We start from the raw sequence: 15,209 nt of genomic DNA, 5'->3' as shown, positions 1-15,209 counted from the left end.
CCCTCATCTGCCAACGTCACAGCACCTGGATGCTCGGCCGCCACACCCTGGCCGGCACCCGACTTCCCATCGAGCACGCCAGCCTCCGACGAGCCCCGGAAATCCTTGCCGCCCACCGCGCCCACGTCCGCTTCCTCAAGCGCTGGGGCCCGGCCGCCGACCACGCCCTCGCACTGGCCATGAACTTCACCGAGACCTGGCGGCGCGCCGCACCGGCAGAGGAAAGCATCTGGCCCGCACGCGCCCGCCGCATCGGCGACAACAAGCGCGCCCGCCTCTGGTACGCCCTCGCCCGCGAAGCGATCACCTACCCCGAGACCATCACCCTCGCCCAGTTCCTCGCCCACCACCCCCGCACACTCCACGCTCGCGAGCGTCCCGGGCACACCCATCCCCTCCACACAGCCGTCGCCGATCTCCTGGGCCGGCCCTGGCTCGAGAACCCAGTCCTGTACCCAGACCAGTTCGGCAACCGCATCACCTACACAGCCAGCCGCCACCCCTACCCCCGAAGCCGGTGGCCCTACCGACACAACCCGTACGACCCAGGCCCCACCGAACTCACCAAACTCGGCTACCAACCACCCCACCCACGCGCCATACCAGGCAAAAGGCGCTCGCCACATACCAACGACCAACGAAACTGCGCAGTACCCAACCAACCTGCACAACCACAACCAGACCCGGAAACACCACAGGTCAGACCGTTAGCGAACCCCGACACTGCGCAGATTCAGTGAGCCAACCCATCACCAAACCCACTCAACCAACCTGCACAACGCCAGGCCAGGAACACAACCACTACGCAGATTCACTGATCGGCGACACAACTCCCCACCACCCCACGGGCGGTGAGCGGGACCGAGGCGAACCCGGAGCCCCAGTCCCTGAACGTCCCTGGACGCCCGCCTACACGCCTCTGAGCTGCACAGACACCCAACACCCCACCCAGGGACCCAACACCCCCACACCGGCGTCCAACACCCACCACCCACCCCACCCAGGAACCCACCACCCCAACCTGATGAACCATCAGACAGGATCGAGAAATTCCGGCGTCGCGGGATTCACCACTCCTCGGGCGGTTCAGGAATTGCCAAAGCCGTCCAACAATCCGGCTCACATTCCTCCCAAAGAACGGTCCCATATCCCTCCTGCTGCAACCGGATTGCTGCCGTCCTGGGGTGGAATTTGTCGGCCTGATATTCGGCGGTGTGAATGATGTAGCGGTCCGATGTGTTGATGACGGTGAATCGCACCCGGCCGTGATCCGCCCGGAGGTGGGCAACCGCGAGGTACCGGATGCCTGCGAAGTGCGCTCGGCGCAGGGCCTCCCCGATCGCCGGGCCCAGGTAGGCGTCCATGTCGCGGTAGCGCCCGTGCTCCCACCCGCCGGTCACCGGTCTGCCCCGGACGCGGCGAGACGTGCGAGCTGTGAGCGCCGGCCCTTGCCGAGGGTGCGCAGGGTCGGCCAGTCCACTTCCGGGTGATCTTCGGGGATGCGGTCGATGTCGCCAGCTCGGTAGAGCGAGATCCGCACCGTGCCGCCGCGGGCTGCCCCCAACTTGACCCTGACCTCTTGAGCGGGGCGGACCCACCCGAGGCGCACCACGTGGTCCCAGTCGCTGCGGCGTACGCCGAGGCGGGCGGCGGCCTCGTTGGGGCCGAGGGGGGCGAGCGTGTCTCGTAGCTGCCGGAGGTCGGGGCGGGCTGCGAGGGCGGCCACCTCGGCGGGGTGGAACAGCGGTTGGTTCGGGTCGCCGGAGAGGTCGGTGAGGTAGCCGGCCGTGGCCAGCTCCCGCACCGTGGCGACGCTCACCGCGACCTGGACGACGGGTTCCTGTGGCGGCCGTGAGGACAGCGCCTCTCCCAGAACCAGGGACGCGCCGTAGCCGGTGAGCGGATCGCCGGGGAGAGCGGCGCGGACCGCGTCGGCGTCGATTGCCTCCAGCGCGGCCCTGGACCACGTCCCCGGGCCGGCGTCCGGGGCCGGCACCACCCCGGTGTGGCGGGCCCACCTGAACGTGGCCCGGCGAACCCCCAGTCGGGCGGCGGCCTGGCCCTCGTCGTACACGGTGCGCGGCGTCTTGCCCATCGGGAACTCCTCTCTCTCGGCACCGCCCGCTCTGGGCGGTGACCGAAAGATGCTGATACGTCCCGAAAGTTGTCGAGTCGCCACCTAGTAGGCGCAGTTGGGGTGTATGCACCTCTGCTGCGCCCGCGTACGCGAGGGAGAGATTCACTCGTGCGGGTGAGCCGGGGGCCGGGCCGGCCCCAGTGGGGCGGGGGCACTTCGGCGTCCGTGACGGCTCGGCTCCCAGTGGGGCGGGCCGCCCGGGGCTGTACCACGCGATACAGCCCCGGGGGTCGGGCGGTCAACGCGTGACCACGAGGGCCAGGGCGCCGACGAACGCGGCCGCGAAAGTGCCGCCGACCGTGAGCGGCGTGGCCAACCGCGGGTGCCGGTAGGTGACGTAGACCACGGCGCCAAGCGCCAGGGCGCCGGTGACGACGACGAGCAGCACGACGAGCAGAGCGAGCTTGGACATGGTTCCCCCTCGGGGTTCGGGTGCCGGTTGGCACACAGGCGGGCGGAGCATGAAGTCCCGGCACCGCTTACGTCTCGGACTGACGGGCTCCGACACGACAGGCGGCGCGGGCTTTGCCCCATCCGGACTCTGGAGGAGGCGGGGGTTAGCCCCGCAACCCTGCTCAACCCGAGGCACAAAAAAGCCCCACCCAAGGCCCTGACCTGCGATTTTGACGACAGGTCAGGCATGGATGGGGCTCTGGATCACAGCGAGGGGTTAGACCCGCAATCCGTCTCGATGTGAGACACGTCACAGGTGGTGGGGGGTCGGGCGGTCACAGGGCCACGTCGACGTAGTCGATGTCGGTGAACTCGACCAGCAGTCCTTGGGCGCGGGCGCCCCCGTCGCGAAAGTAGACCTCCTGCACCCCCTCGGCGGCGGCGAGCGCCTGGAGCTCGGCCTCGGACGCGCCGTCTACGAGCGTCCGGGCGCGTGGGGTGCCGCGTACGACAAAGTGGGGCCGCTACCGATGTGGTGGCGGCCCCGCGCTGTGGCACGTACCAGCGGTCCTCGCTGGCGCTCCGGACCGGGACTCCTGTCAGAGCTTGAGCCAGCCCCCGGCCTGGGGGCGCTGTCGGGCCTTCAGTCGCCGCCAGGCGGCCACCCACTCCTCGATGTCACGGATGCCGCACAGCCTCACGAAGGCGATGCACCGGTCCAAGTCGGGAATTTTCTGCGTCTCCTCGACCTTCTTGGTGCTCAACATGTCGCTGATGGTGGTGCGGCGCAGGACCCCGTTGCTGGCGTCCTGCATCGTGCGAAGCGACGGGCTGCCGGCCCAGATGTGCACCGCGTTGAGAGCCTCCGCAAGCTCCACCGGGGTGGTGATCGGAAACGGGTCAGGCTTGCCGGACTGGGACGCCGGCACGAAAGGCACCATCCGCTCGACACGTCTGGGCTGCTGGATCCGCTCGTCAACCTGCGGGAGCGAAAACAGCGCCTCGCCGTGACGCGGGGCGATTCGAGCCTGGGAGGCTTGCTCGAGAACCTCCTGCGCGTCCTCCGGGGAGGCGTTCAGTGCTTTGAGCACCTTAATCAGGGCCTCCACAGGCGGCGGGGTTCCGACACCCTGCTCCCATCGCATCAGCGATGTCGCCGACACCTGGGCCCGTGCAGCAACCTGTGCCCGCGAGAGCTTGGCTCTATGGCGAAGCGAATACAGCATCCGGGCGTACACAGGCAATTCCGCCATCAGGCCGCACCTCCGGTCGGAGCGAGCGCCTTGCGGAGGGTGCGCACCGTGCGCGTGATGGTGCTCGTGATCGCCTCGATGAGCATGGCGGCGAGCACGGCGCCAGCAACCTCGATGGTGTGACCGTATGCGCACAGCCACAGCATCACGAGGGCCGCGACGACGGCGACGGTCGTGCGAACAGAAGTCTCGAAGCCGAATCCGCGGGGGGTGCCAGCGGTGATGACGCAGCCCTGGGGGACCGAGTCGGTCGGCTGGAGGACCCAGCCGCCTCCCGGTGCGGGAAGCCAAAACATAGAGAAGCCACTCCTGACGTTGTGCCTGATAGCCCGGACGGTGTGGTGCAAAGGGCTTTCGCAGGGCCCCTGCGGCCGATCGGCGACCGCGCTCTCAGCATGCAACGAGCGACGGGTTGTACACAACGTGCGTTATTACGACCGGAGTTCACGTGAGTGAAGAGGAACAGACGGCTCCGGTAGGCAGAAACGATGCTGCGTCAGGAGCGATAGACGCGAGTCTGCTGTCGGCGTTTCCGAAACCGTCCGCAGGCAGTCGGAAGCGTCTGGCGGGGTGTCCGCTGGCGTCCGGAAGCGTCCGCGCAGCGGACCGAGTTCCACGTCGTCCACCAGGGGTGGCGTCCTCAGCTGGCCGATCTGCTGTCCGGAAACGTCCGGGAGCGTCCGGGAGAGGGGATATTTTAAAATCCTGGGCGGAGACTGGGTCTCGAAGCCGCTCCCTAGCCCGGACGGTTTGCTGGGTCGGTCTGTTCGCAGCAGATTCGACCACCCTGTGTGACACATCTCACGATGTATGCCGGAGCCCGCGTCGATGACGCGGGCTCTTCGCGTTCCCGCACCTCGGCGGTCAGAGAGCCACGTCGACGTAGTCGATGTCGGTGAACTCCACCAGCAGCCCTTGGGCGCGGCCGCCGCCGTCCTTGAAGTAGACCTCTTGGAGTCCTTCGGCGGCGAGCGCCTGGAGCTCGGTCTCGGAGGCGCCGGCGTCCTGGGCGGCGAGCAGTCGGCCGGCGAACTGCGGTGGGAGGTGTTGGGTGATGCGGCGCATCCGGCCGTCGTCCGTGGTGCCGGGGGCGGCGGTGAACCCGAACCGGGCGCGGGTCTCGATGACGAGTCCGGTCTGCTGTCGGGCGCGTCGGCGGACTTGGGGCTGCCACCGGCGCCGGACCTCGGCCGCCATCCGGTCGGCAAGGGCTGGCTTCGGCTTCCTGATCTGGTCCCGTACGTACCGTTCGACGGTGCGCTGGGAGATGCCCAGCAGGCCGGCCACCGCTTTGGTGGAGCCGCGGTGCTGCTTGACCAGGTAGCGCATCTACGCGCCCGCGCTGCGCGGGATGGGGCGGGTGAACGCGGCCTGGGCGGCGCGGTCGAGACTGTCTCCGACGATGCCCATCTGTCCCCCTCATTTCTGTCCCACACTTGTGGGACAGAAATCATGATCGTTTCGTGGTGGTGCGGTCGAGCGGGTCCTGGGGGCCGGGGGGTGGGTCGCCCTGCCCTGCGGGTGCGTGGCGGTGCATGACCCGCCCGATGTTGACCCAGCGGGAGGCCGCCGACGCGTGCGGCGTCAGCCGCACCACGATCCGCCGCCGCCGCGATGCCGGTGACCTGCCTGGTGCGGTGGAGGACCCCAAGCGCGGCTGGCTGATCCCGGTGGACGCCTTGCTGAGCGCTGGCTTCCGGCTCAATGCCCCCGCCCCGGCGGACCAGGCCGCCGAGACCCCGGCCGCTCTGGTGGCCCCGGGTGACGGCCAGGACCCGGGCCTTGCACGCCGAACTGGACCGCATCCGGGCCGAGCACGGGCGGCAACTCGCGGAGGCGGAGGCCGAGCACCTGCGCCGGTAGTTGGCGGACCGGGCGGAGCACATCGCGGACCTCCAGCGGACGGTGACGGCGCTGATGCCCGCACCGGAGCGCGCCGCTCTCAAGCCCTAGCCGGACTTGGGGGCCGCCGTCGACGTCCTCAGCGCCCTCGACGACCCCGAGCCCCGAACCTGACCCCTCACGCACCCGTACGCCCCGCCCGGACAACCGGGCGGGGCGTCGTCGTCGCGCAATGAGGCGGCAGGCTACGAGTCAAGCGCTCCGAACACTTCCTATCCTTGACGAACGGCTCAACCCGCGGGATCAGAGGCAGGTGGCTTGGGCGGTATCGCTCCAGAGGTTACCGGTGTGATCGGTCGGGTCGTGCCGGCCGTCGGTCGCAGAGAAAGTGATTTTCACGCCTGGGACACACGGGATCTGGAGGGGTACGGTCAGCAATCCATTTTCTCTCGATTTTTTCGTCCAGTAGTAATTGAAGACGCCATCGGGACCGACCCGGGCTCCCCGAATGGTCACTTGCTGGTTCGACATAAATCCGGTACCGACCACGAAAAATATGCTTTTTTCGCCCGAGCCCCGGGTTATCACGTGCAGACGAGGATGGGACGGCGAAGGCGGAGGAGGGGGAGGGGGAGGCGGCGGAGGTTGGGGTTCGATTCTTTCCCCCACTGGAATTGTCCAGCCGTGGCGGCACTTTGCTCCGAAGGTCCCATGGTCGCATCCTTCTACGACGAACGAATACCATCCGGGATCATTGAAAGTGAATGTCCACCAACCATCATGGTTGCCAGAAATGTCCTTCTGGCCAATATTTTGCCCATCCCTGTCCCAACGTATTATGAAAAAATCATACCCGTAATCACTGTTGGTGTTCCAGTGAACATGGATCTGATTACCCCGCTTAATGGTCCAGATTGTCATCGCTGGCGCTTGATCGGGCGACCAGGCCACTTGCCCATTCTCGAAATCCTGGATTCTTCCATTGCGATTCGGGAAGTCGTGCTCCTCATTGATCGCGCACTTCAACCTGTCTTCGAACACCTCTGTCCTTTGACCGGATAGCTTTCCGACGTTACCGCCCTCTAGCCACGTCATGCCGATCAAGCCATAGGGGGTGAAGTAGCATGGCGCCTTCTCTGTCATATTTGAGCTGGCTGCGGCGGCGGGCGACAGTAGGCCGGCTGCGAGAAGAGCTGCGGCCGACGCTGCGGCGAACTTTTTACTCGCGTACAGGTGTAGGCGCACGGTTCCTCCTTAAGGCCAAGGTCTTAAATTCATCGCGGCTGGCACGTAATTAGCGATTCAGAATATGCGCCCGCGAGTGCCGTAATCCGAGAACTTGATGGCCGGCAATTGGCCGCACTGTGGCCTATTGTGCAGTTAATCGCAGAGGCATTCCATAGGGTGGCGTCCCAATGTGCAATCATCAGCAGACGAGGTAGGCAGCCTAAATTTTCGTGGGCAGCGCGTTGTCTGCGAACATGGCCCACACGAGCGCAGGGCTCAATTCGATTCTGGCCCAGAATCTTCGCTTTCGCATCTCGGTTTGACCGTCCTTGGCTGCGGCCAGTCTGGTCACTAGTGAGTGACGGTTGGGACCCTCTTCAACAACCCATCGGACCCACACCGAAGGCACGGGGGCAGGGGGCTGGCTTTGTTGGTGAGCTTGAAACCTACGCAGCCAGTTGTCCGGGCGGGCTCCCACAGAGGCCGCGCGGCACACACGATTCAGATCCGCTCGGGCATCAGATCCGCTCGGGCAGATGACGGACCTCCCCCGCCACTTCCTCGTCCGGCGTCTCCTCCTCCACACCGGGCGGGCCGGTCACCGAGAAGCCACCGGCCGAGGCGCTGGCGTAGCTGGCCCATCCTCGGCGCCCAGAACTCCCCAGGGCGGGCGGTGGCGGTGACGGTGACCGAGCCGGCCGACGCGGACGCCGACGTCGGCCCGGTCCGGGTCGGCCCCGGCTTGTTCCACATCCACACGGGCATGCCGACGATCCCGCGCCCGGTCGGGAACGGCACGATCCCGATGTCCGGACCCTCCAGGCGCAGCTCCTCGACTGCCTGGTGCGCGAGCGCCTGGACGTCGACGCCGCCCCCGGCCGGGCCGGTCGGAGACCAGCGGATGCCGCCGCGGACATCCCCGTCACCGGTGGGGCAGGTCACCAAGTACAACGACCCACCCGGATCGCCGGGCCGCCAACCTGCTGGCGCGCCGGCGTTGAACCCGGCGGGCAAGCCGCCAGCGGGGCCCTCGGTCTGCTTCCAGTAGCAGGAGTCCGCCGAGCTGAACCGCCCCATCTCCGGCGTCGAGCACGGCACCTCCTGCCCGTCGATCGCACACGAGGGCAAGCCTCCCTCGGAGGGAGGCTTGCCCAACCCCCCGGCAGGCTTGCCCACGCCGGGCTTGCCCGGGTCCTGAGCTGTGATTTCGCAGTTGAGCTTCTTCGGTGGGCATGCCACGCCGCCGCCGGGGCCGCCCGCGACCGCGAACGGCGCCGCGACCGCCCAGAGCAGCCCAGCCGCGAGCACGGCCGCGCCGAGGCGGGGCCGGCTCAACACGTCCGGTCCCGCTCGATCGTGGACGTGTAGACCAGCCAGGAGCCGGCTTTCGTGCGCTGGACGGTCGAGGTGACCACGTGCCGCCGCGAGCCCGAGTACGGCACCAGGGACCCGTCAGCCTTGATCTCGTTGTAGTCGCCGGTGTCGGCGCAGTCCGTCACGGTCGCCCGCAACGGGTCCGAGGCGGTGTCCAGCGTCGAGACCACCGGCGTGCGCTTGAGCGTTCCGCGCATCGTCGTGCCGTCCCGCTGGTGCCAGAACACGGTCGCCTGGATGTCCGCCAACGCCTTGTCCGTGGCGTACCGCGCCAGCTCCGGATCCAGCTTCGCCGCCGCGTACGAGCGCTCCTCGGCGCGCCGACATCCCCCTGTACGCGGCCAGGACGGCCGCCCGCTCCCCCGCCTGAGGATCAGACGCAGCCGACGACGCGGGCGCCGCAGACGGCCCCACAGCCGGTTTCGCGTCCGTCTCAGGACTCCCGCAGCCCGCCAGCACCAGGACCAGGACCAGGCCCGCCGCCGCACCGATCGCCCGTAACCCCGTAACCCGCACCCGAGCCTCCCGAGCCGCCGATGATCCCGCCACCGGAGCGACACCCACCGCACGTCACAGGCCGTCCGGGCACCCCGCCCAACACCAGCCGGCGCAGCACCCTCCTACCCCTCCAGACATATAAGTCCGGCTACTCACCAGCCTCAAAACGTGCTCTGACCAGGCAAAATGCAGAACCCTCGGAAATACGCCTTCCCCCTAGGCTTCCCCCGAGGCGTACCCCCCAGGTTTCCCCCGAGGCTTCCCCCCAGGCTTCCCCCTCCAGGTTCCCCCCAGTTGACCGGGACGGGCCGGGCGCCGGGAGACTGGCCGCATGATCGAGCGCCGCCCGCTGGGCACCGGCCCCCGCCCCACCACCGACGCCCCGGCCCCGGGCGGGCGCCGGGCCCGACTCGCCGCCGAGGGCACCGACATGCCCCCGCCCGCCCAGGCCGACGTCGAGGCACACCACCAGGCCGTCAGCGGCCGGCGCGCCCTCGGCCCCGGCACCACCGCGGGCCGCGACCGCGACTGACCCCAGCACAGCGGTGCGCGCCGAACACCCCGCCCTCCGCCAGGCCACAACCGGGTGCGCGACGGCGCACACCGCCCTGCACGGTGCGCGTAGCAGGCGTCACCGGCAGGCTTCGGCTACTCACCGAAAAGCTCACTGCCGGCAGTCACCAGTCACTCACCAGTGGCAGTCACCAGCACAGGGAGCATGCTGCTGCTCCTTGATGTGAAGGGGTGTGGTGGCCCGGAAGCCACAAGGGCGGCCGCGACGTGTGGCGGGGGGTTAGCGGATCAAGGAGCGGAGTTCCTTGATCGTGTACTCGCCCTGGTGGCTGATCTCATTGTTGCGAGCCCACGCGGCGAGCGCCCCGTTGGGCTTGTCGCGCCAGCGGACGGGGGTGGAGTTGGCGCCGTCCGATTCGACCAGCTGCTCGATCATCTGGCAGAGGGCGTAGGGACCGCCTCCGCCGTAGCCAATGCCGTAGCCGGAGGAGTCGGTGCGGGGCAGGAAGTGGAGCTCGGACTCGTCGTCCCTCATCCAGAACTCGCGCTTGTCGACGATCAGGCTGCGGGCGGTCCTTCCCTCGGGCAAGCCACGGCTGGTGATCGTCTTGTAGGTCCAGCTCTCGATGTTGCCGCTGCGGGTGCGGTAGTGCTCGCGGACGACGGGCAGGCCGGTGATCGGGTCGGCCATGGACTTTCGGCACAGGCAACCGCTGCCACCGACGGCGGACGGGCTGTCCCTGTCTTCATAGACGCAGGGCTGGAACAGGGCCGGGATCTTCTCGTCCTCCACGAGGAACGTGTGCAGCGCGATGGGCCTGCAGTCCTGAAGCCGGTCGATCCAGGTGTCGGCGTAGCGGCTGTCACCCTGCCTCACGGAGATATGGCCGGTGTTGTGGAGCGTGGCGACGTTGAGGCCAGGCTCGTAGTAGATGTCCAGGCTCATCCAGCCCCTGGAATGGTCGAACACGTAACTCTCGTACTGGTCCCTCATCTGGTGCTGTGGCCCCTTTCGGCGTGCCGTGCGGCAGGCGGTTGGTCGGGTGGGGATCACCTCATGGTGGCGGGCGGATGCGGTACAGGAGGGCTGGTGGCTGGTTCTGGCGGGGAGTGGCTGAAGGCACACCCGGCCAGGAGGTGATAGCGAGGGGGATGGAGAGAAAGGGAAGAAGGGAAGGAAAATCCTCCTGGTACTCCCACCCCCGCCGCCCTGGGGCGGTCTCATCCGGATCCGCCCGGCACTACCATCATCACCATGAGTGACGAGATAACTACGGTTTGGATGGACCCGACTACCTTGCCCGCGCAAGGGTTCACCACCTCCGATGTAGCCCGAATCACCCTGGGCCGGGAAGCGGAGGACGTCGCCGGACGTGCGCTCGCCCTCGCGGAACTACTGGGGGAGGACCTCGCGGTCGCCGGTGATTACGTCCACAGGGCCACGAACGTCGTATACGCCACAGAGAACCTCGTCCGGGCAGCGGTGATCGCCGAACGCGTCCGCGGAACAAGCTGGGAAACCATCTCGAAGTACTTCCACATCACCGAGGCCGAGGCCGAAGAGCGCTGGGCGAAGGACGTCGAGAACTGGCAGGGCAAAAGCCGGGCCCAGAACCTCTACCTACGGGAACCCGGAAAGTACGCGCGGTCGGTAGACAAGTTCATCGACAGTGGGAGTCCGTACCGCTTCTCCACCACCCGGAACCCACTGTCGGCAACACTGGATGCGGCAGCCAAACCAACTCACCGGGCGCGACATCGCATCAGCCGACCACACCTTCGCTGGCGCCTCCTGCACACACTGCACTCACTGACTCCACTCGACCATGGCAAAGCCCGTAACACGTCCCCGGCCCAGAAAGCGGCGGGCCGTCGTTCGGACCGGGGCGTTCGATAGGCCGAAGCAGCCTGATTGTCACCAGTGAGGCATAGGTCTTGTCACAAATGCTCGTTCGGCAGCCTTTCTGTCACCGGTGGTGCGTCCAGGGGCGAGCAAGCCGAGGTCGAGCAGCGGTTCTGCGGACTGTGACCTCTTCACGGAGAGGATGTATCGGTCCGGACATTCCGGTTCGCCGATGCCCAGGGGTAAGTGGTCCAACCTGCCTCGAGGACCGGGTTGTCGCGTCGGCGGTGACCTCGAAGGAGAGAGCGCAACGACCATGTGGAGCGTTCGACGTCGGCTGCCCGCTCCAGCAGGAGGCTTGAAGCTGAGGTGTCGGCGAGGGTGACCAGGTCCTCAATCTCGTCCGCGCTGACGGTGGTAACGGGGACATTGGTGTCAGGCAGGAAGGACCGAACAAATGGTGCGTTGACCATGTGGAAGGGTTCCAAGGTCACCGCCAGGCCGAGGATGGGGCGGTCGTTCGGTATATGACGGAAGGCCGGGTTCGCCTCCGCGATGAGCGCTGCGGTGGCGTCGATCTGCCGGTATGCCTTGGCGAGTTTCCTTGTATGGTCGTCCATCGCCTCGGCGGTGCCGAGGCGGATCGACTCGGTAGGGATCGCGGACTTCACTTCGACCAGAAGAACCAGGTCGTCGAAGATGGCGATCCAGTCAACGCTGTGCCGCAGGTCGCGGCCGACCCGATACGGGATCTCGGGCCGTACGTCGGCGTCGGGCAGCAGGCGTAGCTGCTGCCCGATATATTGCTCGAAGAGATGGCCGAGATCTTCGGCGAAACCAGTTCCGAAGTGCTCCAGACCAGCGAAGTACACCCCCAACGGGCTGGCTTTGGCCCACACCATTTGCGGGCTCGGGCACAGGTAGCCGGGACCGAAGTCGGCGAGGGCCGGCCGGCCACGGAGCGGGTTGTAGGTAAACCGCCGCAACTGCGCATCTCGGGTCCGGGAGGTGCTCTGCCGTTCGTGGGTCTTGAAGGTGGCCTTGTCGATGGCGAAGTGTGACTCCACGATCCGCTGTGCCAGCTCTGGAGAGGTGTGCCGGGCGATCATCTCGCCGTCGGGCGTGTTGAAGAGGGACATGTCGAAACGGCCGGAGCAGGTCAGTGCCGCGCCCCAGACGAGCTGTGCAACGCCGACGTAGTCGGAAAACGAGCAGCCGTACAGAGCGCGGTCCCAGCCGGCCGTGATGCAGCGCAGCGGCTTTTCGGCCCGCGTGTGGCACAGCAGTGCCGCGGTGCGGGCCAACGTCGCCTTGTCCTCGGTTTGCCAGGTCAGCTGCTGGCCTGCGATGCGCAGCATGAAAGGACGTAACCCTCTGGACGGGTCCGCCTCAGGTGGATGTCCCAACCTGCCGTCCAAGGAAGCATATGCGGCGAGGATCTCCAACAAGTCCCGCTCGGTCGCCGCAGTGCGACAAAAGTCCGTGCCGTAGGCCACCGCGACCCTGGCCACGTCGGCCAGCGCCCACGGCGTGTACACCCGGTACGGGCTGGTGAGCCATTCGTCGGGCGTGCGGTACTGCGCGGACGCCGCAGCCACTAGCGGCAGCAAGGAACCTGGCCGGTGGCGGCGGATGCGCTGCCGGTACTCCTCATCCTTCACCGGCCGGTTGTACAGATTGGGAGCCACGCCCTCATGCTCCTTCCTCTGCCCACCGGGTGCCTCCCCTTTTTCGGCCGCACCGGCAGCGGTATTAAATGCCCGGCACCACAGTAGACCTACCGCCGGCTGCTGCCAGGAGCCAGGAAATATCCGAGCCCAGCTCACCCACAGCAAGGACACACGAGCCTCGTGGGGGAGAGCTGATGCTCAGGCCCCAGACTGTCTTGGCGGTCAGAGACGGCGTCGAGCCCTGGTGACGGCCTGCGTGGCTCTGTGTCACCTACTTCGCGTCGGACATGTCTGAGCCGAAGCTCAAGAGTTGTCACCAGCGGGACCGGCTGAGCTGGTGAATGGGGACAGCCGAAGCAGCCTGATTGTCACCAACGAGGCATCCGGCTTGTCACAGGCGTTCATTCAGCGGTCTTTCTGTCACCGTGAGGCGGGTCTCGCCGCCGAGGCTGGAAGGACTTGGCGGCGCTGCGTTCGCGGCGACAGCCGTTGGTGACTACCGCGCGCCAGGCGCTGCTTGACCTTGCCGCTGGCGGCAGGGTTGAACGATGACCGGCATGAACAGCACCGCACCGCAGACCAGCAGGACCGTCGCCGTCACCGGAGCCGGCACCGGGATCGGCCGGGCGACCGCTCGCGCCTTCGCCGCCGAGGGCGCCCATGTGGTCGCGATCGGGCGGCGAGCCGAGCCGCTTCTGGAGACCGCTGCCGAGAACGACCGGATCACAGCGCTGACCGCCGATATCACCGCCGCGGGCGAGCCCTCTCGGATTCTTAGGACCGTGCTGGAGCGGCATGGTCGGCTGGACGTTCTGGTCAACAACGCCGGCATCGTGCGCAGTGGCGCTCTCGGCACGCTGACGCCGGAGATGATCGAGACTCAGCTTGCTACCAACCTCGTCGCCCCCACATTGCTGGCTCAGGCCGCGCTGCCGCTCCTGGAGGCGTCGGGCGGGGTGATCGTCAACGTCAGTACGTCAGTGGGGCAGCGGGCCTGGCCGGGCAGCTCGGTCTATGCGGCGACCAAGACCGCTCTGGAGCTGCTGACTCGCAGTTGGGCGGTCGAGCTGGCACCCCGCGGGGTTCGGGTGGTGGCGGTCGCCCCCGGCGCGATCGCCACCCCCATCGGCGAGCACCAGGGCCTGACACCGGAGCGGATGGCCGCAGTGCGGGAGTGGCAGTTGGCGCACACCCCGCTGGCCCGGATCGGTCGCCCCGAGGAGGTGGCCTGGGCGATCACCCAGCTTGCGGCCCCGGACGCATCGTTCGTCACCGGGGTGGTACTCCCGGTCGATGGCGGAGCGGTCGTGGCGTGATAGGAGTGGCCCGGGAGGTGGGACGGGTGCGGATCGGTGAGCTGGCCACGGCAACTGGAACGACCGCTCGTGCGCTGCGGCACTACGAGCAGGCCGGACTGATCTCTTCCGAACGGGCCTCCAACGGCTACCGCGTCTACGACGAGCAGGCCGTGGTGCGAGTCCGCAACATCCGCCACCTGCTGGCCGCCGGGCTCACCCTGGACGACGTGCGGGTGTTCCTGCCCTGTCTGGATGGCGATGTGACTGCCGCACCACCCTCGGACCAGGGCCTGCGGGTCGCGCTGGAACGGCTGGCCGTCCTCAACCAACGGATCGCTGCCCAGACCGAGGCCCGCGACCGGCTGGAAGCCGCGTTGCGAGGGGCAACCGGTGGGCGCACCCGCCCCGCAGCCTGACCGCCCGCCTCGTCACATAGCCGCAGGTACTTGGCGTCGCTTCGCTCTCAACGGCCACTCCCGGTGACAACAAGCCTGCCTATGTGACAACTATCGTGCTTCGGCTCAATGTCAATTGGTTGGCTATGCGGATCGGCAGGGAGCTCAGAAGCTGAAATCGACGTAGTCGATGTCGGTGAACTCCACCAGCAGCTGGTCGGCCCGGCGGCCGTTGTCCTTGAAGTAGACCTCTTGGAGGCCCTCTGCCGCGATGGCGCGCAGTTCCGCCTCGGTCGCGCCGGCGTCCTGGGCGGCGAAGAGGCGTCCGGCGAACTCCGGGGGGAGATGTTGGGTGATGCGGCGCATGCGGCCGTCGTCGGTGGTGCCGGGCGCGGCGGTGAAGCCGAAGCGGGCCCGGGTCTCGATGACCAGTCCGGTGGCGCGGGCGGCTTGGGCGCGAGCGCGCTTGCGGACCAAGGGCTGCCAGCGGCGCCGGACCTCGCCTCCAGGCGCCGGGCGAGGTCGGGGCGGGGCGGGGGGTCTTGATCTGGTTCTTGAGGTAGCGCTCGACGGTGCGCTGGGAGATGCCGAGCAGGGTGGCCACCTCGCGGGTGGACTTGAGTTGCTTGGCCAGGAACCGTATCTGGGCGCCCGCGGACTTCGGGGCTGGCCGGGTGAAGTAGGGCTCGTCCGCGCGCGTCAGGCTGTCGTCGACCATGCCCGTCGGAGTCACTCCTTCGCATTCTCGGTGCGGCGCCCAGGCCGA

Annotated in this window: 15 protein-coding genes and 4 pseudogenes; 6 read left to right on the top strand and 13 right to left on the bottom strand. The window is 67.6% G+C overall.

Annotated features, from left to right (window positions below; genetic code table 11):
- Positions 1-29: 29 nt before the first annotated feature.
- Positions 30-740 (top strand): hypothetical protein, encoded by a 711-nt coding sequence (locus ACV7NM_RS33440; RefSeq protein ID WP_463414180.1) that lies wholly within the window; start codon positions 30-32, stop codon positions 738-740.
- 327 nt (positions 741-1,067) lie between these two features.
- Here the strand turns inward: ACV7NM_RS33440 and ACV7NM_RS33435 are convergent, their stop codons facing one another.
- The 7 genes and pseudogenes from ACV7NM_RS33435 to tpg (ACV7NM_RS33405) all read right to left on the bottom strand — a co-directional run bounded on the left by ACV7NM_RS33435 (position 1,068) and on the right by tpg (ACV7NM_RS33405) (position 5,193).
- Positions 1,068-1,364 (bottom strand): hypothetical protein, encoded by a 297-nt coding sequence (locus ACV7NM_RS33435; protein WP_463414179.1) that lies wholly within the window; start codon positions 1,362-1,364, stop codon positions 1,068-1,070.
- A 32-nt stretch (positions 1,365-1,396) separates the two neighbouring features.
- Entirely contained in the window at positions 1,397-2,095 is a 699-nt protein-coding gene (locus ACV7NM_RS33430) for a hypothetical protein (protein ID WP_463414178.1), read from the bottom strand.
- A 280-nt stretch (positions 2,096-2,375) separates the two neighbouring features.
- Positions 2,376-2,549: a hypothetical protein gene (locus ACV7NM_RS33425; protein WP_463414177.1), complete on the bottom strand. Its 174-nt coding sequence runs from the start codon at positions 2,547-2,549 to the stop codon at positions 2,376-2,378.
- A gap of 316 nt (positions 2,550-2,865) precedes the next feature.
- A pseudogene (locus tag ACV7NM_RS33420) lies at positions 2,866-3,003 on the bottom strand (telomere-protecting terminal protein Tpg); the annotation flags it as partial.
- A 126-nt stretch (positions 3,004-3,129) separates the two neighbouring features.
- On the bottom strand, positions 3,130-3,783 hold the full coding sequence (locus tag ACV7NM_RS33415; RefSeq protein WP_463414176.1) for a helix-turn-helix domain-containing protein: 654 nt from the start codon (positions 3,781-3,783) through the stop codon (positions 3,130-3,132).
- Positions 3,783-4,079: a hypothetical protein gene (locus tag ACV7NM_RS33410; RefSeq protein WP_463414175.1), complete on the bottom strand. Its 297-nt coding sequence runs from the start codon at positions 4,077-4,079 to the stop codon at positions 3,783-3,785. The genes ACV7NM_RS33415 and ACV7NM_RS33410 overlap by 1 nt, the downstream gene beginning before the upstream one ends.
- Positions 4,080-4,647: 568 nt before the next feature.
- Positions 4,648-5,193 (bottom strand): annotated as a pseudogene (gene tpg, locus ACV7NM_RS33405) (telomere-protecting terminal protein Tpg).
- Positions 5,194-5,318: 125 nt separating this feature from the next.
- Here tpg (ACV7NM_RS33405) and ACV7NM_RS33400 point away from each other — a divergent pair.
- Positions 5,319-5,456, top strand: a pseudogene (locus tag ACV7NM_RS33400) (helix-turn-helix domain-containing protein); the annotation flags it as partial.
- A 472-nt stretch (positions 5,457-5,928) separates the two neighbouring features.
- On the opposite strand, the gene ACV7NM_RS33395 reads toward ACV7NM_RS33400, so the two are convergent.
- From ACV7NM_RS33395 to ACV7NM_RS33385, 3 genes are all read right to left on the bottom strand, one after another.
- Entirely contained in the window at positions 5,929-6,870 is a 942-nt protein-coding gene (locus tag ACV7NM_RS33395; protein ID WP_463414174.1) for a hypothetical protein, read from the bottom strand.
- Between the two features lie 483 nt (positions 6,871-7,353).
- Positions 7,354-8,190 carry a hypothetical protein gene (locus ACV7NM_RS33390; protein ID WP_463414173.1) on the bottom strand — a complete coding sequence of 279 codons (837 nt, stop codon included), beginning with the start codon at positions 8,188-8,190 and terminating at the stop codon, positions 7,354-7,356.
- On the bottom strand, positions 8,184-8,474 hold the full coding sequence (locus tag ACV7NM_RS33385; RefSeq protein ID WP_463414172.1) for a hypothetical protein: 291 nt from the start codon (positions 8,472-8,474) through the stop codon (positions 8,184-8,186). Before ACV7NM_RS33385 ends, ACV7NM_RS33390 begins: the two co-directional genes overlap by 7 nt.
- A gap of 581 nt (positions 8,475-9,055) precedes the next feature.
- Here ACV7NM_RS33385 and ACV7NM_RS33380 point away from each other — a divergent pair.
- Complete coding sequence (locus tag ACV7NM_RS33380; protein ID WP_463414171.1) at positions 9,056-9,256, top strand: hypothetical protein; 201 nt, start codon at positions 9,056-9,058, stop codon at positions 9,254-9,256.
- A gap of 261 nt (positions 9,257-9,517) precedes the next feature.
- On the opposite strand, the gene ACV7NM_RS33375 is transcribed toward ACV7NM_RS33380, so the two are convergent.
- Positions 9,518-10,231 (bottom strand): hypothetical protein, encoded by a 714-nt coding sequence (locus ACV7NM_RS33375; protein WP_463414170.1) that lies wholly within the window; start codon positions 10,229-10,231, stop codon positions 9,518-9,520.
- Between the two features lie 261 nt (positions 10,232-10,492).
- On the opposite strand from ACV7NM_RS33375, the gene ACV7NM_RS33370 reads away from it, so the two are divergent.
- Positions 10,493-11,134: a hypothetical protein gene (locus ACV7NM_RS33370; protein WP_463414169.1), complete on the top strand. Its 642-nt coding sequence runs from the start codon at positions 10,493-10,495 to the stop codon at positions 11,132-11,134.
- Positions 11,135-11,271: 137 nt separating this feature from the next.
- Here the strand turns inward: ACV7NM_RS33370 and ACV7NM_RS33365 are convergent, their stop codons facing one another.
- On the bottom strand, positions 11,272-12,768 hold the full coding sequence (locus tag ACV7NM_RS33365; RefSeq protein WP_463414168.1) for a hypothetical protein: 1,497 nt from the start codon (positions 12,766-12,768) through the stop codon (positions 11,272-11,274).
- Between the two features lie 530 nt (positions 12,769-13,298).
- Between ACV7NM_RS33365 and ACV7NM_RS33360 the strand changes: the two genes are divergently transcribed.
- Both ACV7NM_RS33360 and ACV7NM_RS33355 read left to right on the top strand, forming a co-directional pair.
- Positions 13,299-14,066, top strand: coding sequence for an SDR family NAD(P)-dependent oxidoreductase (locus ACV7NM_RS33360; protein ID WP_463414167.1), 768 nt, complete (start codon positions 13,299-13,301; stop codon positions 14,064-14,066).
- A gap of 26 nt (positions 14,067-14,092) precedes the next feature.
- The gene (locus ACV7NM_RS33355) at positions 14,093-14,464 is read left to right on the top strand and encodes a MerR family transcriptional regulator (protein ID WP_463414474.1); all 372 of its coding nucleotides are present in this window, start codon (positions 14,093-14,095) and stop codon (positions 14,462-14,464) included.
- 144 nt (positions 14,465-14,608) lie between these two features.
- On the opposite strand, the pseudogene tpg (ACV7NM_RS33350) reads toward ACV7NM_RS33355, so the two are convergent.
- A pseudogene (tpg, locus tag ACV7NM_RS33350) lies at positions 14,609-15,161 on the bottom strand (telomere-protecting terminal protein Tpg).
- Positions 15,162-15,209 lie beyond the last annotated feature (48 nt).

The sequence above is a fragment of the Streptomyces sp. Tek67B01 genome, from assembly GCF_055231995.1.
Note: the sequence above shows the minus strand (reverse complement) of the source record. Positions and strands in the feature narration are given on the sequence as shown.